At 62.0% G+C, this 23,459-nt stretch carries 17 protein-coding genes and 1 other RNA gene; 9 read left to right on the top strand and 9 right to left on the bottom strand.

Going from position 1 to position 23,459, the window contains the following annotated elements:
• Window positions 1–192: 192 nt before the first annotated feature.
• The 6 genes from ACF8FB_RS11075 to ACF8FB_RS11050 form a co-directional block, all read right to left on the bottom strand.
• Window positions 193–1,425, bottom strand: a complete 1,233-nt coding sequence (locus ACF8FB_RS11075; RefSeq protein WP_392511337.1) for an integrase domain-containing protein — start codon at window positions 1,423–1,425, stop codon at window positions 193–195.
• Window positions 1,426–1,611: 186 nt separating this feature from the next.
• Window positions 1,612–2,010, bottom strand: a transfer-messenger RNA (tmRNA) gene (ssrA, locus tag ACF8FB_RS11070).
• A 99-nt stretch (window positions 2,011–2,109) separates the two neighbouring features.
• Entirely contained in the window at window positions 2,110–2,400 is a 291-nt protein-coding gene (locus ACF8FB_RS11065) for a hypothetical protein (protein ID WP_392511336.1), read from the bottom strand.
• Window positions 2,401–2,781: 381 nt separating this feature from the next.
• The gene (locus ACF8FB_RS11060) at window positions 2,782–5,592 is read right to left on the bottom strand and encodes an FAD-binding and (Fe-S)-binding domain-containing protein (RefSeq protein ID WP_392511335.1); all 2,811 of its coding nucleotides are present in this window, start codon (window positions 5,590–5,592) and stop codon (window positions 2,782–2,784) included.
• 75 nt (window positions 5,593–5,667) lie between these two features.
• Window positions 5,668–6,813 (bottom strand): FMN-dependent L-lactate dehydrogenase LldD, encoded by a 1,146-nt coding sequence (lldD, locus tag ACF8FB_RS11055; protein ID WP_003249907.1) that lies wholly within the window; start codon window positions 6,811–6,813, stop codon window positions 5,668–5,670.
• A 62-nt stretch (window positions 6,814–6,875) separates the two neighbouring features.
• On the bottom strand, window positions 6,876–8,546 hold the full coding sequence (locus ACF8FB_RS11050; RefSeq protein ID WP_010955372.1) for a lactate permease LctP family transporter: 1,671 nt from the start codon (window positions 8,544–8,546) through the stop codon (window positions 6,876–6,878).
• A 256-nt stretch (window positions 8,547–8,802) separates the two neighbouring features.
• Between ACF8FB_RS11050 and ACF8FB_RS11045 the strand changes: the two genes are divergently transcribed.
• Window positions 8,803–9,570, top strand: a complete 768-nt coding sequence (locus tag ACF8FB_RS11045) for an FCD domain-containing protein (RefSeq protein ID WP_010955371.1) — start codon at window positions 8,803–8,805, stop codon at window positions 9,568–9,570.
• A gap of 132 nt (window positions 9,571–9,702) precedes the next feature.
• On the opposite strand, the gene smpB is transcribed toward ACF8FB_RS11045, so the two are convergent.
• Complete coding sequence (gene smpB, locus ACF8FB_RS11040) at window positions 9,703–10,185, bottom strand: SsrA-binding protein SmpB (protein WP_003249914.1); 483 nt, start codon at window positions 10,183–10,185, stop codon at window positions 9,703–9,705.
• Window positions 10,186–10,348: 163 nt separating this feature from the next.
• Here smpB and ACF8FB_RS11035 point away from each other — a divergent pair, with 163 nt between their 5' ends.
• Complete coding sequence (locus tag ACF8FB_RS11035; protein ID WP_014592414.1) at window positions 10,349–10,783, top strand: type II toxin-antitoxin system RatA family toxin; 435 nt, start codon at window positions 10,349–10,351, stop codon at window positions 10,781–10,783.
• 63 nt (window positions 10,784–10,846) lie between these two features.
• Here ACF8FB_RS11035 and ACF8FB_RS11030 read toward each other — a convergent pair whose 3' ends face one another.
• Complete coding sequence (locus ACF8FB_RS11030; protein WP_010955369.1) at window positions 10,847–11,383, bottom strand: outer membrane protein assembly factor BamE; 537 nt, start codon at window positions 11,381–11,383, stop codon at window positions 10,847–10,849.
• 97 nt (window positions 11,384–11,480) lie between these two features.
• Between ACF8FB_RS11030 and fur the strand changes: the two genes are divergently transcribed.
• Entirely contained in the window at window positions 11,481–11,885 is a 405-nt protein-coding gene (gene fur, locus ACF8FB_RS11025; RefSeq protein WP_003249922.1) for a ferric iron uptake transcriptional regulator, read from the top strand.
• Between the two features lie 189 nt (window positions 11,886–12,074).
• Here fur and recN read toward each other — a convergent pair whose 3' ends face one another.
• Entirely contained in the window at window positions 12,075–13,748 is a 1,674-nt protein-coding gene (gene recN / locus ACF8FB_RS11020) for a DNA repair protein RecN (RefSeq protein ID WP_392511334.1), read from the bottom strand.
• Between the two features lie 192 nt (window positions 13,749–13,940).
• Between recN and grpE the strand changes: the two genes are divergently transcribed.
• The 6 genes from grpE (at window position 13,941) to carB (ending at window position 23,458) form a co-directional block, all read left to right on the top strand.
• Window positions 13,941–14,498, top strand: a complete 558-nt coding sequence (grpE, locus tag ACF8FB_RS11015; RefSeq protein WP_010955367.1) for a nucleotide exchange factor GrpE — start codon at window positions 13,941–13,943, stop codon at window positions 14,496–14,498.
• Between the two features lie 101 nt (window positions 14,499–14,599).
• The gene (dnaK, locus tag ACF8FB_RS11010) at window positions 14,600–16,525 is read left to right on the top strand and encodes a molecular chaperone DnaK (protein WP_010955366.1); all 1,926 of its coding nucleotides are present in this window, start codon (window positions 14,600–14,602) and stop codon (window positions 16,523–16,525) included.
• A 198-nt stretch (window positions 16,526–16,723) separates the two neighbouring features.
• A complete protein-coding gene (gene dnaJ / locus ACF8FB_RS11005) occupies window positions 16,724–17,851 on the top strand; it encodes a molecular chaperone DnaJ (protein ID WP_010955365.1) in 1,128 nt (375 codons plus the stop codon).
• Between the two features lie 13 nt (window positions 17,852–17,864).
• Window positions 17,865–18,668 carry a 4-hydroxy-tetrahydrodipicolinate reductase gene (gene dapB / locus ACF8FB_RS11000; protein WP_003249933.1) on the top strand — a complete coding sequence of 268 codons (804 nt, stop codon included), beginning with the start codon at window positions 17,865–17,867 and terminating at the stop codon, window positions 18,666–18,668.
• Window positions 18,669–18,994: 326 nt separating this feature from the next.
• Window positions 18,995–20,131: a glutamine-hydrolyzing carbamoyl-phosphate synthase small subunit gene (gene carA / locus ACF8FB_RS10995; RefSeq protein ID WP_010955364.1), complete on the top strand. Its 1,137-nt coding sequence runs from the start codon at window positions 18,995–18,997 to the stop codon at window positions 20,129–20,131.
• A 105-nt stretch (window positions 20,132–20,236) separates the two neighbouring features.
• Entirely contained in the window at window positions 20,237–23,458 is a 3,222-nt protein-coding gene (gene carB, locus ACF8FB_RS10990; protein ID WP_003249937.1) for a carbamoyl-phosphate synthase large subunit, read from the top strand.
• The last annotated feature ends 1 nt before the right edge of the window (window position 23,459 follow it).

Below are 23,459 nucleotides of genomic sequence, written 5' to 3'. Positions count from 1 at the left end.
GAGCCAGAGTGAGAAATGCGACAGGTGATCAGGCGTTCCGGATGTGGCGGATTGCCATCCTGCCTGGGAAGCGGATTGTAGGCTGAGTCGGCGCAGCTATAAAGCCTAGTTGCTAACCGCCCAGCAGATTCTCCTGATTGCGTTTCAGTGCATTTTCAGGGAGGGCATTACCGCAATTGCATCTCCCTGGTCCTAGCGGACTCGGCCGTAAGCAGACGCGAGAAGGCTACCGGTCGCGGCTTTCTGGATGTACTCACTCCACCAAGCCATCATGGGCCGCCGACGCTCGATGTAGTCGGCTCGGTTGTAGGCGCTGCGCACCTCATCCTTGTCGACATGCGCCAGTGCGACCTCAATGAGTTCCGGGTCCCACCCATGTTCATTCAAGATGGTGCTGGCCATCGAGCGCATGCCGTGGCTGACCAACCGATCTTGGAAGCCCATACGTTTCAACGCCATGTTGGCAGTCTGGCTATTCGCGTGAGTGCGTGGATTTCTGTCTGCCGGGAAGACGTATTCGCGATGGCCGCTGTGAGTCTTCAGTGACTCCAGCAGTGCGACAGCGTGATCACTCAACGGGATGCTGTGTGGGCGGCGCTTCTTCATCCGCTCTGGTGGGATAGTCCAGACACGCCTTTCAAAATCGATGTCTGCCCATCGAGTAGTCGCTGCCTCGGCGGGGCGAGTCATCGTGTGCAACTGCCATTCGATCAGGCAGCGGGTGGTGCGTTTGATGCTGGCGTTCGCGATCTCCAGCATGAGCTCGGGGAGCTCTTCGGGCGGAAGCGCAGCCATGTTCTCTTTCTTGGGCTTCTTGAATACTGCCCTGATACCGCTGAGCGGGTTGGAGAAGATCAAGCCTGAGTTGACGCCGTAGGTCATGATCTCGTTTAGCCGCTGGCTAAGACGCTTGACCGTTTCCAGGCTACCTTTCGCTTCGATTGGACGAAGCAATCCGATCACTATCGGCGCGGTGATTTTCGCGAGTGGTGTCGTCTTCAAATCGGGGAACAAGTGCAGCGTGAGCGACCGCCATATGTCCTCGGCGTAGGCCGGGGTGACCGAGTCTTTCTTGAGCTCGAACCAGGCGGTAGCCACGTTCTCGAAGGTGTGTTCCGTTTCTGCGCGCTTGGCTTCATTCAGCGTATTGCGCTGCACCTTCGGATCGATGCCCTGGGCGAGCAGCTCGCGCGCATCGACTGCCATCTTTCGTGCATTCGCCAGTGACAGTTCGGGGTAGGTCCCGAAGCCGATGTTGATGCGCTTCTTGGTCACCGGTTCGCGGTAGTTGAAATTCCACAGCAACGAACCGTTGCTGCGGACTCGGAGCTGCAAACCGTCACCGTCTGTGAGGACGTAATCCTTGGGCGCCGGTTTGACTCCCTTGAGCTGTCGATCGGAGAGACGGAGGTTTTGAGCAGGCATGAGATTCTCCTCAGGCACTGATTCGGTATTCCAAAGATTAGCACTGAGTGAGCTGGAATACCGTCTGGAATACCCGAAGGGCTGGAACTCAAAAACTCTCAAAAGATCGCAAAAGCGCTGGAAGCCGCGTATTTGATGGGTTTCAGGCACAAAAAAAGACGTCCGTGGACGTCTTTTTTGATCATTTGGTGGAGCCGGGGGGATTTGAACCCCCGTCCGCCAGTACTCCGCTGTCGGTACTACATGCTTAGCCGTGTCTACTGATTTAATCCGCAGCCGCCCGACGGGCAGGGTGCTTTGGATGAGTTGTGTAAGTTTTAGTCACTTCGCCCACAACGTGCTACGCGACGATCCTGTTCTGTATGACAATCATTTCGGGTTTACAGGCATCCCCTAGTGATTGCTGGAGCCGAAGCTACCAGAAGCAACGGGTCAAGAGGACTGCTTACGCAGCCAGCTTGTACTCCGCGCCGTAGTTTTCGTCATTGGCAACTATAAAAGTTGCAACAGTGGATTTACGAGTTCTGTTACCAACTCGGCATGCACCTAGAGTTTCGCTACCGGCGTCGAATCCTAATCGGCCCCACGCTAGCGTTACGCTACCGCACCTTACGGTACGTGAGACGGAGTATACGCCATTGCGCGGGCGACGTCGACAGCCGGTCCAGTCGCCCGCTTTTGGGCTCACGCGCCGCCGCTGCTGCTGCCGCTGCCTTTCTCGGTTTTTTCCAGGCGCTCCAGCACTTTGCTGGTAATGGCGATGCATTCTTTGGTGTCGCCCGAGGCCTGGGCGGCCTTGGCTTTGTCGACGTGCTCGGTGATGGCTTTGTCCAGGCCTTCGGAAGTGGCGCCGGCGGTGGCCATGGTGTCGTCGATCTTTTGCAGGTTGGCGGCGCAGAGGTCATCGGCGGCGAACACCGGCGAAGCCAGCAGGGTGGCGGCCGCGAACAGGGCCGAAAGTGCGGTACCTTTCATGGGTGTCTCCTCTGGGGCCTCTGGAAGGTGGGCCTGTAAGGTGGACTGCGGGGGATTGGCGGGGGTTCCATCGGGATGTGTGGGGGGGCAGGTGCTCGGCGTGGGATGTTCGGGGCCTGGGAGATCGAGCGCCGCCCGCGCGGCGCATCGCGAGCAAGCTCGCTCCTACATCTGTTTCGGGCCAGTTACGCCTGTGACAGGCGCGCGCGACCGCCGTGGTAGCCAACGCGATATCACGCCATGCGCCAAGGCGCTCGCGCGCTAACCCCACAGGAATAATTGGCCCGAAACAGATGTAGGAGCGAGCTTGCTCGCGATGCGCCGCGCGGGCGGCGCTCGCTCTCCCAGGCGCCACACCCCCCACGGCGAACCGCCTCCGCCCTAAATACTGCGCGGCCGGGTGACGCGGTCTACCAGGTAAACTAAACCGTGATAGTCGATACCACTGTGGCTCGACAGGCCAATCTCGCAGGTGCGGCTGGTGGAAATACCTTCGCTGCAATACTGCACGGCGTCCTTCAGGCTGCGCAGCGAGTGGGCGTTCAACTCGGGGGTGGTAAAGCCTTTGTCACCGGCAAACCCGCAGCAATGAATGCCTTCCGGGATCACCACCTGTTTGCTGCAACGCCGCGCCAGGTCGATCAAGGCCTGGCTTTCGCCCAGGTGCTGGGTGCTGCAGGTCACGTGCACGGCTACCGGTTCGTCCTGGGGGGTGAACTCCAGTCGGTCGAGCAGGTGGGTGCGGATGAAGCGCACGGGGTCGTACAGGTCCAGCCGGGTGTCGCCCAGGTCCTGCACCAGGCGCAGGGTGCAGGGGCTGGTGTCGCAATAGATCGGGTCGAGGCCGCCGCGGCTGGCGTGCAGCAGGGCGGTGATCAGTTCCTGGCGCTTGTGTTCGGCCTGCTCGGGGTAGCCCTTGGAGGCGAACGGCTGGCCGCAGCACAGGCTGTCGGCATTGTCGGGGAACACCACCTGGTAACCGGCCTTCTCCAGCAGGGCGCGGGTTTTGTCCAGCAGCGAGCTTTGCTCGCGGTCGGCATAGGCCGGGCCCATTACCCGGGAGACGCAGGCGGCCAGGTACACCACGCGGGGGCGGGCGTCGTTGCTGGTGGCGCCGAAGGCCAGCGGGCGCAGCGGTTGCGGCATGGCCGGGGTCCATTGGGGCAGGCGGCCTTTGCTGGCTTTGCTCAGCGAAGCACTCAGGCGGCCCAGGCGCGGGGCGCCTAGCAGCTTGCGTGCGGTGTTGGCGGCGGTCAGGGTCAGGCGCGCACCGCTTAGGGCAGTGTGGAAATGCTCGGCCAGCCAGTCGGCAGTTTTAGCGTGGTCGGCGGCCTGGCTGCGCAGTTTCTTCACCAGCTCGCCGGTGTTGATGCCGACCGGGCAGCGCTGGGCGCACAGGCCGGTAGCGGCGCAGGTGTCGATGCCCTGGTACTGGTAGCTTTGCATCAGTTCACGGGTATCGATGCCGGCGCGTTGCTTGGCCTGGATGTCACGCCACATGACGATGCGCTGGCGCGGGCTGAGGGTCAGGCCCTTGGACGGGCACACCGGTTCGCAGAAGCCGCACTCGATGCACTTGTCGACGATTTCGTCGGCGGCAGGCAGCGGCTTGAGGTTTTTCAGGTGGATATCCGGGTCTTCGCTCAACACCACGTCGGGGTTGAGGATGCCGTTGGGGTCGAGCAGGCGCTTGAGCTTCCACATCAGCTGGTAGGCGTCGTGCCCCCACTCCAGCTCCACGAAGGGCGCCATGTTGCGCCCGGTACCGTGTTCGGCCTTGAGCGAGCCGCCAAACTCCACCGCCACCAGCTGCGCCACGTCGTCCATGAACGCCTGGTAACGGGCGACTTCTTCGGCGCTGTTGAACCCCTGGGTAAAGACGAAGTGCAGGTTGCCTTCCAGCGCGTGGCCGAAAATGATCGCTTCGTCATAGTGGTGCTTGTCGAACAGCTGGATCAGGCGGTTGACGCCTTCGGCCAGTTGCTCGACGGGGAAGGTCACGTCTTCGATGATGACCGTGGTGCCGGTCTGGCGCACGGCACCGACGGCGGGAAAGGTGTCCTTGCGGATTTTCCACAGCTGGTTGTACACGGCCGGGTCTTCGCTGAAGTCCACCTGCTGTTCCAGCGGGAAGTCGGCGATCGAGGCCATGATCTGCTGCAGTTGCTCGTGCAGCAGGCTCTGGCTGGCGGCGCGGGATTCGATCAGCAGGGCGCAGGCATTGTCCGACAGGCCTTTTACCCACAGCGGCATGCCGGGCATGTTCTGCACCGAGCGCAGGCTGCGGCGGTCGAGCAGTTCCACGGCAGAAACCGGCTGCTGCTTGAGCACGGGCACCGCGCGGCAGCAGCTTTCGACGCTGGGGAAAACCAGCAGGGCGCTGGCCTTGTGCGGGTGGTCGGGCACGGTGTCGTACGTGACGGCGCTGATGAAGCCCAGGGTGCCCTCGGAGCCGACCAGCAGGTGCTGCAAAATGTCCAGCGGCTGGTCGTAGTCCACCAGTGCGTTCAGTGACAGGCCCGTGGTGTTCTTCAGCCGGTATTTGTGCCGGATGCGTTCGGCCAGCGCGGTGTTGGCGCGGGTTTCGCGGCCCAGGCGGGCCAGTGCTTCCAGCAGCTCGGCGTGGCTGCTTTCGAAGGCGGCCACGCTGGCCGGGTCTTCGCTGTCCAGGCGGGTGCCGTCGGCCAGCACCAGGCGCAGGCCCGCCAGGGTGTGGTAGGTGTTCTGCGCGGTGCCGCAGCACATGCCACTGGCGTTGTTGGCGACGATGCCGCCGATCTTGCAGGCGTTGATCGAGGCCGGGTCGGGGCCGATCTTGCGCCCGAAGGGGGCCAGCCAGGCGTTGGCCTGGGCGCCGATCACGCCGGGTTGCAGGCGAATCTGCTCGCCCTGGCGACGGATTTCGCGGCCGTTCCAGTTATCGCCGAGCACGATCAGCACCGAGTCGCTGATGGCCTGGCCAGACAGGCTGGTGCCGGCAGCGCGGAAGGTGACCGGCACCCGCTCGCGCTGGGCCAGTTTGATCAGGCCGACCACTTCGTCCTCGGACTCGACGCGCACCACCAGCTTGGGGATCAAGCGGTAGAAGCTGGCGTCGGTGCCGAAGGCCAGGGTGGAGGTGGGGTCGTCGAAGCGGCGTTCGGCGGGGATCAGGCGCTCGGCATCACGCAGGAACGCGGCGGGCAGGCTCATGCAGTCTCCTCGCGGGGCTGTGGCGTCTGTGCGCTACATGCCCCGGGTCATTCAGGCGGTGGTTCTTGCAGGCGTTCAGGCGCCCAGTTCGCGTACCAGCGAGTCGCGGGTGATCTCGCTGATCGACTTGGCACCGGTCAGCACCATGGCCACGCGCATTTCCTTTTCGAACAGCTCAAGCAGGTTTTTCACGCCGGCCTGGCCATGCACGGCAAGGGCATAGAGGAAGGCGCGGCCGATCAGTACGGTGTCGGCACCCAGGGCAATCATGCGCACCACGTCCAGGCCACTGCGAATGCCCGAGTCGGCCAGAATCTTCAGGTCGCCTTTGACCGCGTCGGCAATCGCCGGCAGGGCGCGGGCACTGGACAGCACGCCGTCGAGCTGGCGGCCGCCGTGGTTGGACACCACGATACCGTCGGCACCGAACTTGACCGCATCGCGGGCGTCATCGGCATCGAGAATGCCCTTGATGATCATCGGGCCGTCCCAGAACTCGCGGATCCACTCCAGGTCTTTCCAGGAAATGGACGGGTCGAAGTTGTTGCCCAGCCAGCCGATGTAGTCGGCAAGGCCGGTGGGGTTGCCACGGTATTTGGAGATGTTGCCCAGGTCATGCGGGCGGCCCATCACGCCCACGTCCCATGCCCACTCGGGGTGGGTCATGGCTTGCAGCACGCGGCGCAGCGGGCCGTTCTTGCCGCTCATGCCAGAGTGGGCGTCGCGGTAGCGAGCGCCGGGTACGGGCATGTCCACGGTGAACACCAGGGTCTTCACGCCGGCGGCCTTGGCCCGCTCCAGGGCATTACGCATGAAGCCGCGGTCCTTAAGCACATACAGCTGGAACCACATTGGCCGGTTGATGGCGGGCGCCACTTCTTCGATCGGGCACACCGACACAGTCGACATGGTGAACGGGATGCCATGGGCGGCTGCCGCGCGCGCTGCCTGCACTTCGCCACGGCGGGCGTACATGCCGGTGAGGCCGACCGGGGCCAGGGCCACCGGCATGCTCAGGGTTTCGTCGAACAGCTTGGTTTCCAGGCTGAGCTCGGACATGTTGTTCAGCACGCGCTGGCGCAGGGCGATGCCGGCCAGGTCCGAGACGTTGTGGCGCAGGGTGTGCTCGGCGTAGGCGCCGCCGTCAGCGTAGTGGAACAGGAAGGGGGGCAGCTTGCGTTGGGCCGCGGCGCGATAGTCGGTAGAGGCAGAAATGATCATGGATTCTCGCAGCGTTGCTTGTGGGAGTGCCGGGCGCGCGACGGCGCCCGGCCCCTTTCACTTTAGTGATGAACCAGCATGCCGGTCAGCCAGTAAGCCTGGACCAGGGTGATCAGGCCGACGATGGTGGCGAAGAACAGGCTGTGCTTGACGGTGAAGCGGAACAGGTCGGATTCCTTGCCGACCAGGCCGGTAGCGGCGCAGGCCACGGCGATCGATTGCGGCGAGATCATCTTGCCGGTTACGCCGCCGCTGGTGTTGGCTGCCACCAGCAGGGTGTCGTTGACCCCGATCTGGTGCGCGGTGGTGGCCTGCAGCGAGCTGAACAGGGCGTTGGACGAGGTGTCCGAGCCGGTCAGGAACACGCCCAGCCAGCCGAGGAACGGCGAGAAGAACGGGAACGCGGCGCCGGTACCGGCCAGCACCAGGGCCATGGTCGAGGACATGCCCGAGTAGTTGGTGACGAAGGCGAAGGCCAACACCATGCCGATCGACAGAATCGGCCAGCGCAGTTCCCAGAAGGTTTCCTTGAAAGTGGTAAGACCAGTTTTGAAGTTGATCTTCAGCACCGCCATCGAGATCAGCGCCGAGAGGAAGATCGCGGTGCCGGTGGCGGAGATCGGGTCGAGCTTGAACACCGCTGGCATGGCGGTCGGCGCGGCAACGATCGGTGCGGTCTTGATCACCAGCTGGTCGAGGTGCGGGATGGCGAAGTTGAACACGAAGTTGTACATCGCGCCGCCCGGCGCGAAAGCCGCCTTGAACGGCTTCAGGGTCCAGATGGTGACCAGCACGGTGAGGATCAGGAACGGCGACCAGGCCTTGAAGATCTCGCCAAAGCTGTACGGGCTAGGCTGGCTGCCGCTTGGCTGCACAACGGCTGCGCCGACACTGCCTTTGGCCTCGCTGAACGCACGCTTGGGCTGCCAGACTTTCAGGAACAGGGTAAGGCAGATCAGGCTGGCCAGTGCCGAGGTGATGTCTGGCAGTTCCGGGCCGATGAAGTTCGAGGTGAAGTACTGGGTGACGGCAAAGCTCAGGCCGGCGACCAAGGCGGCAGGCCAGGTTTCCTTCACGCCACGCAGGCCATCCATCATGAACACCAGCCAGAACGGCACGAACAGCGACAGCAGCGGCAGCTGGCGGCCGGTCATGGCGCCGATGTGGAAGGCGTCGATACCGGTGACCTGGCCGGCCACGATGATCGGGATGCCCAGGGCGCCGAAGGCCACTGGCGCGGTGTTGGCGATCAGGCACAGGCCGGCAGCGTACAGCGGGTTGAAGCCCAGGCCCACCAGCAGTGCGGCAGTGATGGCCACCGGTGCACCAAAGCCTGCCGCACCTTCGAGGAAGGCGCCGAAGCAGAAGCCGATCAACAGCACTTGCAGGCGCTGGTCGTCGGTAATCGACAGCACCGAGCTGCGGATCACTTCGAACTGGCCGCTCTTGACCGTGAGTTTGTACAGGAACACCGCGGCAACGATGATCCAGGCAATTGGCCAGAGGCCATAGAGGAAGCCGTAACCTGCGGCGGCGAGGGCCATGTCGACAGGCATCTGGAAGGCGAAGATCGCCACCAGGATCGACAGCGCGAGGGTGATGCTGCCCGCTACGTGGCCCTTGAGGCGGAACACGGCGAGGGCCAGGAAGAAGAACACGATAGGGATGACCGCCGCCAGTGCGGACAGGCCAAGACTACCAAGCGGGCTATAGAGTTGTTGCCAGGTTTGCATATGGGGTGGCCCCTAATTGTTGTTGGTCAGGCACTGGCATTGGATAATTGGTAAGACCAATTTACAATGGCTGGTCGCTAGGTTAAAAGCGCTGCCGTGGGTGTGTCAATTTGTCCTGTGCAAAACTTTGGTCGCGTACCGATGAGCGGGCATCTGATGTGCTGGGAAAATCGCGGCTTGATGGGTGTTTGCGTGGCCTGGATCGGCGAGAATAGGCACCCCCTGAAATTTGCCGGGGGTTTGTGGAGAGCATGTGATGGTTTTTGATCAGGTACGCCAACGGCGCCTGTCCGACGACATTGTCGATCGGCTGGAAGGGATGATTCTGGAAGGCACGCTGACCTCGGGGCAGCGGCTGCCGGCCGAGCGCGTCCTGGCCGAGCAGTTTGGTGTGTCCCGCCCGTCACTGCGTGAGGCGATCCAGAAGCTGGTGGCCAAGGGGCTGCTGGTCAGCCGTCAGGGCGGGGGCAATTTTGTGGCGGAGTCGTTGGGGTCCACCTTCAGCGACCCGTTGCTGCAGTTGCTTGAGCACAGTGCCGAAGCGCAGCGTGACCTGCTCGAGTTCCGCCATACCCTGGAGGCGTCCTGCGCCTATTACGCTGCCCAACGTGCCACCGAACCGGACCGGGCGCGCTTGAAGGCGGCCTTCGATGCGCTGCAGGATTGCTATGCCAGGGTCGATGAGGTGACCCGTGCGGAAGAGGGCGCGGCTGATGCGCGCTTCCACCTGGCGATCGCCGAGGCCAGCCATAACGCGGTGTTGCTGCACACCATCCGGGGTTTGTTCGACCTGCTCAAACGCAACGTGGTGACCAACATCGGGGGCATGTACCAGCAGCGCACCGAAACCCGGGACATGCTGATCAGTCAGCACCGGGAACTGTACCTGGCGATTGTCGAGGGCAGGGCGGAGGATGCGCGGGAGGTGTCCAGCCGGCACATTTTGTATGTGCAGGAGGTGCTGCATGAGGCGCACGAAGAAGCCCAGCGGGTGGCGCGGGCAGAGCGGCGCAGCGGGCGCTGAGGCTTTTATGGGCAGTACCGGCCTCTTCGCGGGCAAGCCCGCTCCCACAGGATAGGCGCCGGGCTTGAATCTGGTGCCATTCCTGTGGGAGCGGGCTTGCCCGCGAAGAGGCCGGAACAGGTTGAAGAGTAGTTACTCTTCCTTGCCCTTGTTCCGCACAGCCCGCTGCAGCTCGCGGTTGGAATCGCGTTCGCGCATGGTGTCGCGCTTGTCGAATTCCTTCTTGCCCTTGCCCAGTGCGATTTCGCACTTGATCAGGTGCTTGCTCCAGTACAGCGCCAAAGCCACACAGGTGTAGCCTTTTTGCGCCACGGCCGCTTCCACGCGCTCGAGCTCGCGCTTGTTCAGCAGCAGCTTGCGGGTGCGTGTAGGGTCGGCGATGACGTGGGTGCTGGCCGTGGTCAGCGGGGTGATGTGGCTGCCGAACAGCCAGGCCTCACCGTCCTTGAGCAGCACGTAGCTGTCAGTCAGGTGCGCCTTGCCGGCTCGCAGGCTTTTTACTTCCCAGCCGGACAGGACCAGCCCGGCCTCGAACTTGTGTTCGATGAAGTAATCGTGTCGCGCTTTCTTGTTTTGCGCGATGGTCCCGGTCGGATGTTTTTTTTGCTTAGCCATAGGGGCGGCATTATAGGCAAGTCCGCGCGTCGTCCGCTATGGGATTTCGGTGTGCTTGAGCCACTGGAATGAATACCGGACAATACAAACCCTGTCATACGCACAGAACCTGTTTTCGGCACGCTGCGAAGCGCCGCCACCCAGCCTTGGAAGTGACGCCTGGATGACTACCCATATTCAACGCTCCGCCCTGCTGCCATACCCCGCCCAGGCGCTTTACGATCTGGTCAATGATGTGGCCAGCTACCCTGAGTTTTTGCCGTGGTGCTCGGCCTCGACGGTGATCGAAACCAGCGATACACACATGCGTGCCAAGCTCGAAGTGGCCAAGGGTGGCATGAGCCAGCACTTCGTGACGCGTAACGTGCTGGTGCCGGGGCAGTCCATCGAAATGAACCTCGAAGAAGGGCCGTTCACCCAGCTGCATGGTGTTTGGGTGTTCAAGGCGCTGGGTGAAAAAGCCTGCAAGATCAGCCTGGACCTGTCCTTCGATTACGCTGGGCCGATTGTGCGCGCCACGTTGGGCCCGCTATTCAATCAGGCGGCCAACACACTGGTCGATGCGTTCTGTCAGCGTGCCAAGCAATTGAATGCCTGACGGATAAGACGCAAACAAAAAGCCCGGACCAGGTCCGGGCTTTTTTGCATCTGCTGTTCCCGCTTAGCGGGTTTCCAGCGGTGCCGGGGTCGGTACCGGGGTGGTCTCGATGGTGTCGATCTCGCGCTGGATGGACTCTTCGGTCGAACCAGGCTTGGCCGGTTTTTCTTCAGGTTGCGCTGCCGGCTGTTCGGTCTGGCCTGGCTCGGTGGCCGGGCTGACGGTGGTATCGCTGCTGCCGCCGAGGATTTCCTGATCGCGGCTTACGCCTGGCATGAAGTCGCCAGACAGGCTGACCAGTTGATCGCTTTCGTTGAAAAATACACTCATGCGTTCTTGCTGGCGCTTACCGCCACCAGGCTGCAGGCTGTACAGGTAATCCCAACGATTGGTGTTGAAGGTGTCCTGAATCAGCGGGTTGCCCATGATAAACCTTACTTGCCGGCGGGTCATTCCCGGGCGTAATTGGTCTATCATGTCTTGCGTGACGACATTGCCCTGCTGGATGTCGATTTTGTAAACCCCGGGAAACGAGCAACCGGCGAGTGCGAGCAGTCCCACTAGGGTGAGGCTGGTTAGCAAGAGCTTGGTGTTTTGCATCGGTGGGCGACTTCCACTATCTTGGCTGGACAACGTAAACCCCGATCATACCCGTATTAAGAGAAGCTGCGAAGCAGCATCGGCGAGAAAGCTGACCATGGTTGAAAATAGCGAATTGCGCAAAGCCGGTCTCAAGGTGACCCTGCCTCGAGTCAAGATCCTTCAGATGCTCGACTCTACCGAGCAGCGTCACATGAGTGCAGAGGATGTCTACAAGGCGCTGATGGAGGCTGGCGAGGATGTAGGCCTGGCCACCGTCTATCGCGTGCTGACCCAGTTCGAGGCGGCGGGTCTGGTGGTTCGCCACAACTTCGACGGCGGTCATGCAGTGTTCGAGCTGGCCGATGGCGGTCACCACGACCACATGGTGAACGTGGATACCAGTGAAGTCATCGAATTCATGGATGCCGAAATCGAGAAGCGCCAGCGCGAAATCGTAGCCGAGCATGGCTTCGAGCTGGTGGACCACAATCTGGTCCTGTACGTGCGTAAGAAGAAGTAACGATTTTTCGTTATGGATAGCAAAGGCGACCTTCGGGTCGCCTTTGTGCTTTCTGGGGCTAAAAGATTTGTTGTCTGTGCCGGCCTCTTCGCGGGCGCGCCCGCTCCCACAGGTACACCTCAGGTTTCAGATCCTGTGATCACCCTGTGGGAGCGGGCGTGCCCGCGAATCGTCCTGGAAAAGCAAGGCTCAGGCCTTGCCGCTCACCACCATCTTGCGCGCATGCGCCAAAGATTCCTTGGTCAGGTCGATACCGCCGAGCATCCGCGCCACTTCTTCCACGCGCTCACGCTTGCCAAGGCTAGCCACGGCGGTGTGGGTGGTGTCGCTGTTGCGCACCTTGTGCACGAACAAATGGTGATGCCCCTGCGCCGCCACCTGCGGCAGGTGGGTCACGGTCAGTACCTGGCCGCGCTCGCCCAGGCGCCGCAGCAGTTGGCCGACGATTTCTGCCGTTGGCCCGCCAATACCCACGTCGACTTCGTCGAACACCAGGGTAGGAATGCGCGAGGTCTGCGCAGTAATGACCTGGATCGCCAGGCTGATACGCGACAGTTCGCCACCCGACGCCACCTTCGCCAGGCCCTTGAGCGGCTGGCCAGGGTTGGCACTGACCAGCAGTTCGATCTGCTCCAGGCCATGGGGTGACAGTTCGGCGCCTTCGTTCGCTGTCAGTTCGATGCAGAAGCGCCCGCCAGGCATGCCCAGGCGCTGGATTTCCTGCTCCACCGCGCCCGCCAGCTGCTGCGCCGCTTGCTGGCGCAGGCCGCTGAGTTCGCGCGCCTTCTCTTTATAGTGCTGGGCGTAGGCGGCAAGCTCTTCGCCCAGCCGCTCGATCGACTCGTCACTGGCGTTAAGGCCTTCCAGCTCCTCCATCAGTTGCTGTTGCAGGTGGGGCAGTTCGGTGGGGTGCACCCGGTGTTTGCGTGCCAGGGTGTAGATGGTGTCCAGGCGCTCTTCCAGGGCTTGCAGGCGCATCGGGTCGGCGTCGAAGTTGTCGAGGAAGCGGTTGAGTTCGCCCACGGCTTCCTCGACCTGAATCTGCGCGCTGGCGATCAGGTTGGCCGCTTCGCTCAGCGCCTTGGGCGAATTGGTGGCGGCACCCAGGCGGTTGAGGCTGGAGGTGAGGGCGCTGAGCACATTGCCCGAATCGCTTTCGCTGCACTGGTCGATGACCTGGCGGCAGATGCCGAACAGGGCTTCGGCGCTGGTCAGGTTCTTGTGTTCCTGTTCCAGCTGCTCCAGTTCGTGCTCGCCCAGGCCGAGGTTGTCCAGTTCTTCCAGCTGGTAACTGAGCAACTGGTGGCGGGCGCGCTGCTCGTCGCCCGAGTTGGAGAGGCGCTCCAGCTCCAGGCGGGTCTGGTTCCAGCGCTTGGCTGCAAGCTGTACCTGGCGGGCCAGGTCGACGGCGCCGGCATACTCGTCAAGCAGGCGGCGGTGGGTGTCGGTCTTGAGCAGGGACTGGTGCTCGTGCTGGCTGTGGATATCGATCAGCAGTTCGCCCAGCGCCTTGAGGTCGCCGAGCGGGCAGGGCGTGCCGTTGATGTAGCCGCGGCTGCGGCCTTCGGCGGTGATCACCCGGCGCAAGATGCACAGGCCTTCGTTGTCCAGGTCGCGCTCGGCCAGCCAGGCGTGCGCTTCGGGAATGTCCACCAGGTCGAAGGTGGCCAGGATGTCTGCCTTGTCGGTGCCGGGGCGCACCACGCCGCTGTCGGCACGGTCGCCCAGGGCAAGGCCGAGAGCGTCGAGCATGATCGATTTGCCGGCGCCGGTCTCGCCAGTGATGACGGACATGCCACGGGCGATTTCGAGGTCGAGGTGCTCGACGATGGCGTAGTTGTGAATGGACAGGTGCACCAGCATGGGGTCGGCTCCCGGAAATCAGGTCTGGTTATTTATACAGTACTTTTTTCAGGCCTGCCAATGCCCCTTCGCAGATTCTGTTGCAGCCTTGAAAACCACCTTGCCCCTTGAACCTGGTTTTTCCGGCCCCATATAGCCGACATCCAAGGCGAGCCTGGCTCGCAGTCCACAAAATTGCGCAGGAGAGACCCCATGGCTGATGAGCAGCTGAACGAGAAAGACCTTAACGTGGAAGAAACCGGTGCAGGCAATGCAGCTGATACCCGTGTTCTGGAGCTCGAGGAACAGCTGGCCGCAGCCAAGGACCAGGCGCTGCGCGCCGTTGCCGACCTGCAGAACGTACGCCGTCGTGCCGAGCAGGATGTGGAGAAAGCCCACAAGTTCGCCCTGGAGAAGTTCTCCAGCGACTTGCTGCCGGTGATCGACAGCCTGGAACTGGCCCTGGCTCACTCCAGTGCCGACGATGAGCACGTCAAGCAGATCCGCGAAGGTGTCGAGCTGACCCTGAAGATGTTCCAGGACACCCTCAAGCGCTACAACCTTGAAGCCGTCGACCCGCACGGCCAGCCGTTCAACCCTGAGCACCACCAGGCCATGGCCATGCAGGAAAACGCCGAGGTCGAGCCAAACAGCGTGCTGAACGTGTTCCAGAAGGGTTACCTGCTGAACGGCCGCCTGCTGCGCCCCGCCATGGTGGTGGTCAGCAAGGCGCCGAGCGCGGCGCAACCCTCGATCAATGAAAAGGCTTGAAATCCTTCGGGGCATCCCCATCTAGGTGTCAAGCCTTCAAGTATTACCGCAGTTGGCCAAAGTAGTCGCTGCTACCAAATTCAAGTTTCGGGAGAGTTAACATGGGTAAAATCATCGGTATCGACCTGGGGACCACCAACTCGTGCGTCTCCATTCTGGAAAACGGTAACGTCAAAGTCATCGAAAACGCCGAAGGTGCGCGTACTACCCCTTCGATCGTGGCCTACGCCAACGATGGCGAAATCCTGGTTGGCCAGTCGGCCAAGCGCCAGGCAGTCACCAACCCGCACAACACCCTGTTCGCAGTGAAGCGCCTGATTGGCCGCCGCTTCGAAGAAGATGTCGTGCAGAAAGACATCAAGCTGGTGCCGTACAAGATCGTCAAGGCGAACAACGGTGACGCCTGGGTCGAGGCTGCTGGCAAGGAAATGGCTCCGCCGCAGATCAGTGCCGAAGTCCTGAAGAAAATGAAGAAGACCGCCGAAGACTACCTCGGCGAGCCAGTCACCGAAGCGGTCATCACCGTTCCGGCCTACTTCAACGACAGCCAGCGTCAGGCGACCAAAGACGCCGGCCGCATCGCTGGCCTGGACGTAAAACGCATCATCAACGAGCCGACTGCCGCTGCACTGGCTTACGGCATGGACAAGGCCAAGGGCGACCACACCGTCATCGTTTATGACCTGGGTGGTGGTACCTTCGACGTTTCGGTCATCGAAATCGCCGAAGTCGACGGTGAGCACCAGTTCGAAGTACTGGCTACCAACGGCGACACCTTCCTGGGTGGCGAAGACTTCGACATGCGCCTGATCGACTACCTTGTCGACGAGTTCAAGAAAGAGTCGGGCATGGACCTGAAGAACGATCCTCTGGCCCTGCAGCGTCTGAAAGAAGCCGCAGAAAAAGCCAAGATCGAGCTGTCGTCCGCTCAGTCGACCGACGTCAACCTGCCGTACATCACTGCAGATGCCACCGGTCCTAAGCACCTGAACGTGAAGATCTCCCGCGCCAAGCTGGAGTCGCTGGTCGAAGACCTGGTCAAGCGTACCATCGAGCCTTGCCGCATCGCCCTGAAAGACGCCGGCATCGACGCCAGCAAGATCGACGACGTGATCCTGGTCGGTGGTCAGACCCGCATGCCGCTGGTGCAGAAAGAAGTGGCCGACTTCTTCGGTAAAGAAGCGCGCAAGGACGTCAACCCGGACGAAGCCGTTGCCATGGGTGCTGCCATCCAGGGTGCGGTACTGGCCGGTGACGTGAAAGACGTCCTGCTGCTGGACGTCAGCCCGCTGACCCTGGGTATCGAAACCATGGGCGGCGTGATGACCGCGCTGATCGAGAAGAACACCACCATCCCGACCAAGAAGTCGCAGGTGTTCTCGACTGCCGACGACAACCAGAGCGCCGTGACCATTCACGTGCTGCAAGGTGAGCGTAAGCAGGCTGCGCAGAACAAGTCGCTGGGCAAGTTCGACCTGGCTGACATTCCGCCAGCACCGCGCGGCGTGCCGCAAATCGAAGTGACCTTCGACATCGACGCCAACGGCATCCTGCACGTAGGTGCGAAAGACAAGGCCACCGGCAAGACTCAGTCGATCGTGATCAAGGCCAACTCCGGCCTGTCGGACGAAGAGATCGAGCGTATGGTGCGTGACGCCGAGGCCAACGCCGAGGAAGACCGCAAGTTCGAAGAGCTGGCGGCTGCCCGTAACCAGGGTGACGCGCTGGTACACTCGACCCGCAAGATGGTCGCTGACGCAGGTGACAAGGTTACCGCTGAAGAGAAAACCGCCATCGAGGCCGCCGTTGTTGCCCTGGAAGCCGCTGTCAAAGGCGACGACAAGGCTGCCATCGACGCCAAGGTTGAAGAGCTGTCCAAGGTCTCTGCTCCGGTTGCCCAGAAGATGTACGCCGAGCAGTCGGCTGAACAGCCTCAGGGTGGCGCGCAGCAGGCCGAGCCGGAAGCCAAGCACGATGACGTGGTTGACGCCGAGTTCGAAGAAGTGAAAGACAACAACAAGCAGTAATCCCTGCATGTTGTCGGCCAGTTCCCCGTCGTTTGCCGGTGAGCTGGTAGGATGTCGCCGCGCGGGGGCTTGCTCCCGCGTTGGCGTATCTGGAATTCGAGAATTTTTACAGCATCTGTCAGTGGCTCTTAATGGGTAGCAGGCGGGTGCTGATGGCGTGGCGCAGATGCCACACGCCCAACAAGGTGCAAATGACCTATGTCCAAGCGTGATTATTATGAGGTCCTGGGTGTCGAGCGCGGCGCCACTGAAGCGGACCTCAAGAAGGCTTACCGCCGTTTGGCGATGAAATATCACCCGGACCGCAACCCGGGCGATAAAGAATCGGAAGACAAGTTCAAGGAGGCCAACGAGGCCTACGAAGTGCTGTCAGACGCGAGCAAGCGTGCGGCCTTCGACCAGTATGGCCATGCGGGTGTCGACCCAAGCATGGGTGGCGGTGGTGCCGGCTTTGGTGGTGCCAATTTCTCCGACATCTTCGGCGATGTGTTCAGCGACTTCTTCGGCGGCGGTGGTCGCGGTGGTGGTCGAGGCGGTGCCCAGCGCGGCAGCGACCTGCGCTACACCCTGGAGCTGAACCTGGAAGAAGCGGTGCGTGGCACCACGGTCAGTATCCGCGTGCCCACCCTGGTCAACTGCCAGCCTTGCGACGGTTCCGGTGCCAAGAAGGGTTCGACCCCGTCGACCTGCCCGACCTGTGGCGGCATCGGCCAGGTGCGCATGCAGCAAGGCTTCTTCTCGGTGCAGCAAACCTGCCCGCGCTGCCATGGCCAAGGCAAGATCATTACCGACCCGTGCACTTCGTGCCATGGTGAAGGTCGTGTCGAGGAATACAAGACGCTGTCGGTCAAGGTGCCGGCAGGTGTCGATACCGGCGACCGCATCCGTCTGTCGGGTGAGGGCGAGGCCGGTACTCATGGTGGCCCGACTGGCGACCTGTACGTGGTGATCAGCGTGCGTGAGCACGAGATTTTCCAGCGCGATGGCAAGCATTTGTACTGTGAGGTACCGATCAGCTACACCGATGCTGCCCTGGGTGGCGAGCTGGAAGTGCCGACCCTGGATGGTCGCGTGAAGCTGAAGATTCCGGAAGGCACCCAGACCGGCAAGCAGTTCCGTCTGCGTGGCAAGGGTGTTGCCCCGGTGCGTGGTGGTGGTGCGGGTGACCTGCTGTGCCGTGTGGCCGTAGAAACCCCGGTCAATCTCAGTCGCCGTCAGCGCGAGCTGCTCGAAGAGCTGCGTGATTCGCTGGAAGGTGACAGTTCCCACTCGCCCAAGGCCAGCGGCTGGTTCGATGGTGTGAAGCGCTTCTTCGGCGATCTCTGACAAGGAACAGGTTATGCGACGTATTGCAGTGATGGGCGCGGCGGGGCGGATGGGCAAAACCCTCATCGAAGCCGTGCAACAAACCCCGGGCGCGGGGCTGACTGCGGCGATCGATCGCCCTGACAGCTCGTTGGTCGGGGCTGATGCCGGAGAGCTGGCGGCACTTGGCCGAATTGGCGTGCTGTTGTCCGACGACCTGGCCAAGGTTGCCGACGAGTTCGATGTACTGATCGACTTCACTCATCCCTCGGTGACCCTGAAAAACCTCGCGTTCTGCCGCAAGCACGGCAAGGCGATGATCATCGGCACGACCGGTTTTACAGTCGAAGAGAAGCAGTTGTTGGCTGAGGCTGGCAAGGACATTCCAATCGTGTTCGCCGCCAACTTCAGCGTGGGGGTCAACCTTAGCCTCAAGCTGCTGGATATGGCTGCGCGGGTGCTGGGCGATGATGTCGATATCGAAATCATCGAGGCGCACCACCGGCACAAGGTCGATGCGCCGTCGGGTACTGCACTGCGCATGGGTGAAGTGGTTGCCAATGCGCTGGGCCGTGATCTGCAGGAAGTGGCCGTGTATGGCCGTGAAGGGCAAACCGGCGCGCGTGATCGCAAGACCATCGGTTTCGCTACCGTGCGTGCCGGCGATGTGGTGGGCGATCACACCGTGTTGTTCGCTGCCGAAGGCGAGCGTCTGGAAATCACCCACAAGGCCTCCAGTCGCATGACCTTCGCCAAGGGTGCCGTGCGTGCGGCGCTGTGGCTGGACGGGCGTGAGCCGGGGCTGTATGACATGCAGGATGTGCTTGAGCTGCGTTAAGCCGTTCTGGCGGTGCTGGCTGCTTCGCGGGCTTGCCCGCTCCCACAGGTACAGCGTTGCTCATGGGCTGGTGCGATCCCTGTGGGAGCGGGCGAGCCCGCGAAGAGGCTGGCGTGGATGTCAGCCTGTCGCATCGATGTGTTTTAGAGACACATATCCGGTAGACCGAAAACACACTTTTCTGTAAGCTACAGCTTTAGTGTGTCCACTAAAAGCGCGCAGCGAATTGAATTCAGCACATGAAAGCGGGGTGACGTGTCCATACGTCACTCCGCTTTTTTGCAACCTGCGATCGCCCTTTCATGCTTGACTTACGGGAGGTCTTCTTGACAAAGCCAGCCATACTCGCCCTTGCCGACGGCAGTATTTTCCGCGGTGAAGCCATCGGTGCCGACGGTCAGACCGTTGGTGAGGTGGTATTCAACACCGCTATGACCGGCTACCAGGAAATCCTTACAGACCCTTCCTACGCGCAGCAAATCGTTACCCTGACCTACCCGCACATCGGCAACACCGGTACTACCCCGGAAGACGCCGAGTCGAGCCGCGTCTGGTCCGCTGGCCTGGTCATCCGTGACCTGCCGCTGCTGGCCAGCAACTGGCGTAACACCCAGTCGCTGCCTGAGTACCTCAAGGCCAACAACGTCGTCGCCATCGCCGGCATCGACACCCGTCGCCTGACCCGTATCCTGCGTGAAAAGGGCGCCCAGAACGGCTGCATTCTGGCGGGTGACAACATCAGCGAAGAAGCCGCCATCGCCGCTGCCCGTGGCTTCCCGGGCCTGAAGGGCATGGACCTGGCCAAGGTCGTCTCCACCAAGGAACGTTACGAGTGGCGCTCCAGCGTGTGGGAGCTGAAAACCGACAGCCACCCGACCATCGACGCTGCCGACCTGCCGTACCACGTGGTTGCCTTCGACTATGGCGTCAAGCTGAACATCCTGCGCATGCTGGTGGCCCGCGGCTGCCGCGTGACCGTGGTGCCAGCCCAGACCCCGGCCAGCGAAGTGCTGGCACTCAACCCGGACGGCGTGTTCCTGTCCAACGGCCCTGGTGACCCCGAGCCGTGCGACTACGCGATCCAGGCGATCAAGGAAATCCTCGAAACCGAGATCCCGGTATTCGGCATCTGCCTCGGCCACCAGCTGCTGGCCCTGGCGTCCGGCGCCAAGACCGTGAAAATGGGCCACGGCCACCACGGTGCCAACCACCCGGTCCAGGACCTGGATACTGGTGTGGTCATGATCACCAGCCAGAACCACGGTTTCGCCGTTGACGAGGCGACCCTGCCGGGCAACGTTCGCGCCATTCACAAGTCGCTGTTCGACGGCACCCTGCAGGGTATCGAGCGTACCGACAAGAGCGCGTTCAGCTTCCAGGGCCACCCTGAAGCGAGCCCGGGCCCGACCGACGTCGCGCCTCTGTTCGATCGTTTCACCGATGCCATGGCCAAGCGCCGCTGAGCATCCTGCTTCAAGGCCCCGGGCCGGCACCTGCCGCGCCCGGCAGCGCCTGACCCAGATTGTTCAAAGCGGCTTGCCGACTGACCCCGGATTTGAGTGACCACCATGCCAAAACGTACAGACATCAAAAGCATCCTGATTCTCGGCGCTGGCCCGATCGTGATCGGCCAGGCCTGCGAATTCGACTACTCCGGCGCCCAGGCCTGTAAAGCCCTGCGCGAGGAAGGTTTCCGCGTCATCCTGGTGAACTCCAACCCAGCCACCATCATGACCGACCCGGCCATGGCTGACGCCACCTACATCGAGCCGATCAAGTGGCAATCGGTGGCCAAGATCATCGAGAAAGAGCGCCCGGACGCCGTCCTGCCGACCATGGGTGGCCAGACCGCCCTGAACTGCGCCCTGGACCTGGAGCGCCACGGCGTTCTGGAGAAGTTCGGCGTGGAGATGATCGGTGCCAACGCTGACACCATCGACAAGGCCGAAGACCGTTCGCGCTTCGACAAGGCCATGAAGGACATCGGCCTGGAGTGCCCGCGCTCCGGTATCGCCCACAGCATGGAAGAGGCCAATGCGGTCCTCGAGAAGCTCGGCTTCCCGTGCATCATTCGCCCGTCGTTCACCATGGGCGGCACCGGCGGCGGTATCGCTTACAACCGTGAAGAGTTCGAAGAAATCTGCACCCGTGGTCTGGACCTGTCGCCGACCAAAGAGCTGCTGATCGACGAATCGCTGATCGGCTGGAAGGAATACGAGATGGAGGTGGTCCGCGACAAGAAGGACAACTGCATCATCGTCTGCTCGATCGAGAACTTCGACCCGATGGGTGTGCACACCGGTGACTCGATCACTGTTGCCCCGGCACAGACCCTGACCGACAAGGAATACCAGATCATGCGCAACGCCTCGCTGGCGGTGCTGCGTGAAATCGGTGTGGAAACCGGCGGTTCCAACGTCCAGTTCGGCATTTGCCCGAACACCGGCCGCATGGTTGTCATCGAGATGAACCCGCGCGTGTCGCGTTCGTCCGCCCTGGCCTCCAAGGCCACCGGCTTCCCGATCGCCAAGATCGCCGCCAAGCTGGCCATTGGTTACACCCTCGACGAGCTGCAGAACGACATCACTGGCGGTCGCACCCCAGCGTCCTTCGAACCTTCGATCGACTACGTCGTCACCAAGCTGCCACGCTTCGCCTTCGAGAAATTCCCGAAAGCCGACGCCCGCCTGACCACCCAGATGAAATCCGTGGGTGAAGTCATGGCCATCGGCCGTACTTTCCAGGAATCCCTGCAGAAAGCCCTGCGCGGCCTGGAAGTCGGCGCCTGCGGCCTCGACCCGAAAGTCGACCTGGCCAGCCCGGAAGCCGCCAGCATCCTCAAGCGCGAACTGACCGTGCCGGGTGCCGAGCGTATCTGGTACGTGGCTGACGCCATGCGTTCGGGCATGACCTGCGAAGAAATCTTCAATCTGACCGGCATCGACATGTGGTTCCTGGTGCAGATGGAAGACCTGATCAAGGAAGAAGAGAAGGTCAAGACCCTGGCCCTGTCGGCAATCGACAAGGACTACATGCTGCGCCTCAAGCGCAAAGGCTTCTCGGACCAGCGTCTGGCAGTACTGCTGGGCATCACCGACAAGAACCTGCGTCGCCACCGCCACAAGCTGGAAGTGTTCCCGGTGTACAAGCGCGTCGACACCTGCGCCGCCGAGTTCGCCACCGACACCGCCTACCTGTACTCCACCTACGAGGAAGAGTGCGAGGCCAACCCGTCGACCCGCGACAAGATCATGATCCTGGGTGGCGGCCCGAACCGTATCGGCCAAGGTATCGAGTTCGACTACTGCTGCGTACACGCCGCCCTGGCGCTGCGTGATGACGGTTACGAGACCATCATGGTCAACTGCAACCCGGAAACCGTCTCCACCGACTACGACACTTCCGACCGCCTGTACTTCGAGCCGCTGACCCTGGAAGACGTGCTGGAAGTCTGCCGCGTCGAGAAGCCGAAGGGCGTGATCGTTCACTACGGCGGCCAGACCCCGCTGAAGCTGGCCCGCGCTCTGGAAGAGGCTGGCGTGCCGATCATCGGTACCAGCCCTGACGCCATCGACCGCGCCGAAGACCGTGAGCGCTTCCAGCAGATGGTTCAGCGCCTGAACCTGCTGCAGCCGCCAAACGCCACCGTGCGCAGCGAAGAAGAAGCCATCCGTGCTGCCGGCAGCATCGGTTACCCGCTGGTCGTGCGTCCGTCCTACGTACTGGGCGGCCGTGCCATGGAGATCGTCTACGAGCTGGACGAGCTCAAGCGCTACCTGCGTGAAGCGGTACAAGTGTCGAACGACAGCCCGGTACTGCTCGACCACTTCCTCAACTGCGCCATCGAGATGGACGTGGATGCGGTGTGCGACGGCACCGACGTGGTCATCGGCGCGATCATGCAGCACATCGAGCAGGCCGGCGTACACTCCGGCGACTCGGCGTGCTCGCTGCCACCTTACTCGCTGAGCAAGGAAGTGCAGGACGAAGTCCGCGTTCAGGTCAAGAAAATGGCGCTGGAGCTGGGCGTGGTCGGCCTGATGAACGTGCAGCTGGCCCTGCAGGGCGACAAGATCTACGTGATCGAAGTCAACCCGCGTGCCTCGCGTACCGTACCGTTCGTGTCCAAGTGCATCGGCACGTCCCTGGCGATGATCGCGGCCCGTGTCATGGCGGGTAAAACCCTGAAAGAGCTGGGCTTCACCCAGGAAATCATCCCGAACTTCTACAGCGTGAAGGAAGCCGTCTTCCCGTTCGCCAAGTTCCCAGGGGTTGACCCGATCCTCGGCCCTGAGATGAAATCGACCGGTGAAGTCATGGGTGTCGGTGACAGCTTCGGTGAAGCCTTCGCCAAAGCCCAGATGGGTGCCAGCGAAGTGCTGCCGACTGGCGGTACCGCGTTCATCAGCGTGCGCGACGACGACAAGCCACAAGTGGCTGGCGTTGCCCGCGACCTGATCGCCCTGGGCTTCGAAGTGGTTGCCACTGCCGGCACCGCCAAGGTTATCGAGGCGGCTGGCCTGAAAGTGCGCCGTGTGAACAAAGTGACCGAAGGTCGCCCTCACGTGGTCGACATGATCAAGAACGACGAAGTGTCGCTGATCATCAACACCACCGAAGGTCGCCAGTCGATCGCCGACTCCTACTCGATTCGTCGCAATGCGCTGCAGCACAAGATTTACTGCACCACTACCATTGCGGCTGGTGAAGCCATCTGCGAAGCGCTGAAATTCGGTCCGGAAAAGACCGTTCGTCGCTTGCAGGATCTGCATGCAGGACTGAAAGCATGAG

The organism is Pseudomonas sp. yb_2, from assembly GCF_043103905.1.
Classification (GTDB): Bacteria; Pseudomonadota; Gammaproteobacteria; order Pseudomonadales; family Pseudomonadaceae; genus Aquipseudomonas; species Aquipseudomonas alloputida.
Note: the sequence above shows the minus strand (reverse complement) of the source record. Positions and strands in the feature narration are given on the sequence as shown.

Bases quoted from the DNA above. Each gene is read 5' to 3' on its own strand.
- ACF8FB_RS11075 (WP_392511337.1), bottom strand. From the start codon at position 1,425: ATGCCTGCTCAAAACCTCCGTCTCTCCGATCGACAGCTCAAGGGAGTC.
- ACF8FB_RS11065 (WP_392511336.1), bottom strand. From the start codon at position 2,400: ATGAAAGGTACCGCACTTTCGGCCCTGTTCGCGGCCGCCACCCTGCTG.
- ACF8FB_RS11060 (WP_392511335.1), bottom strand. From the start codon at position 5,592: ATGAGCCTGCCCGCCGCGTTCCTGCGTGATGCCGAGCGCCTGATCCCC.
- lldD (WP_003249907.1), bottom strand. From the start codon at position 6,813: ATGATCATTTCTGCCTCTACCGACTATCGCGCCGCGGCCCAACGCAAG.
- ACF8FB_RS11050 (WP_010955372.1), bottom strand. From the start codon at position 8,546: ATGCAAACCTGGCAACAACTCTATAGCCCGCTTGGTAGTCTTGGCCTG.
- ACF8FB_RS11045 (WP_010955371.1), top strand. From the start codon at position 8,803: ATGGTTTTTGATCAGGTACGCCAACGGCGCCTGTCCGACGACATTGTC.
- smpB (WP_003249914.1), bottom strand. From the start codon at position 10,185: ATGGCTAAGCAAAAAAAACATCCGACCGGGACCATCGCGCAAAACAAG.
- ACF8FB_RS11035 (WP_014592414.1), top strand. From the start codon at position 10,349: ATGACTACCCATATTCAACGCTCCGCCCTGCTGCCATACCCCGCCCAG.
- ACF8FB_RS11030 (WP_010955369.1), bottom strand. From the start codon at position 11,383: ATGCAAAACACCAAGCTCTTGCTAACCAGCCTCACCCTAGTGGGACTG.
- fur (WP_003249922.1), top strand. From the start codon at position 11,481: ATGGTTGAAAATAGCGAATTGCGCAAAGCCGGTCTCAAGGTGACCCTG.
- recN (WP_392511334.1), bottom strand. From the start codon at position 13,748: ATGCTGGTGCACCTGTCCATTCACAACTACGCCATCGTCGAGCACCTC.
- grpE (WP_010955367.1), top strand. From the start codon at position 13,941: ATGGCTGATGAGCAGCTGAACGAGAAAGACCTTAACGTGGAAGAAACC.
- dnaK (WP_010955366.1), top strand. From the start codon at position 14,600: ATGGGTAAAATCATCGGTATCGACCTGGGGACCACCAACTCGTGCGTC.
- dnaJ (WP_010955365.1), top strand. From the start codon at position 16,724: ATGTCCAAGCGTGATTATTATGAGGTCCTGGGTGTCGAGCGCGGCGCC.
- dapB (WP_003249933.1), top strand. From the start codon at position 17,865: ATGCGACGTATTGCAGTGATGGGCGCGGCGGGGCGGATGGGCAAAACC.
- carB (WP_003249937.1), top strand. From the start codon at position 20,237: ATGCCAAAACGTACAGACATCAAAAGCATCCTGATTCTCGGCGCTGGC.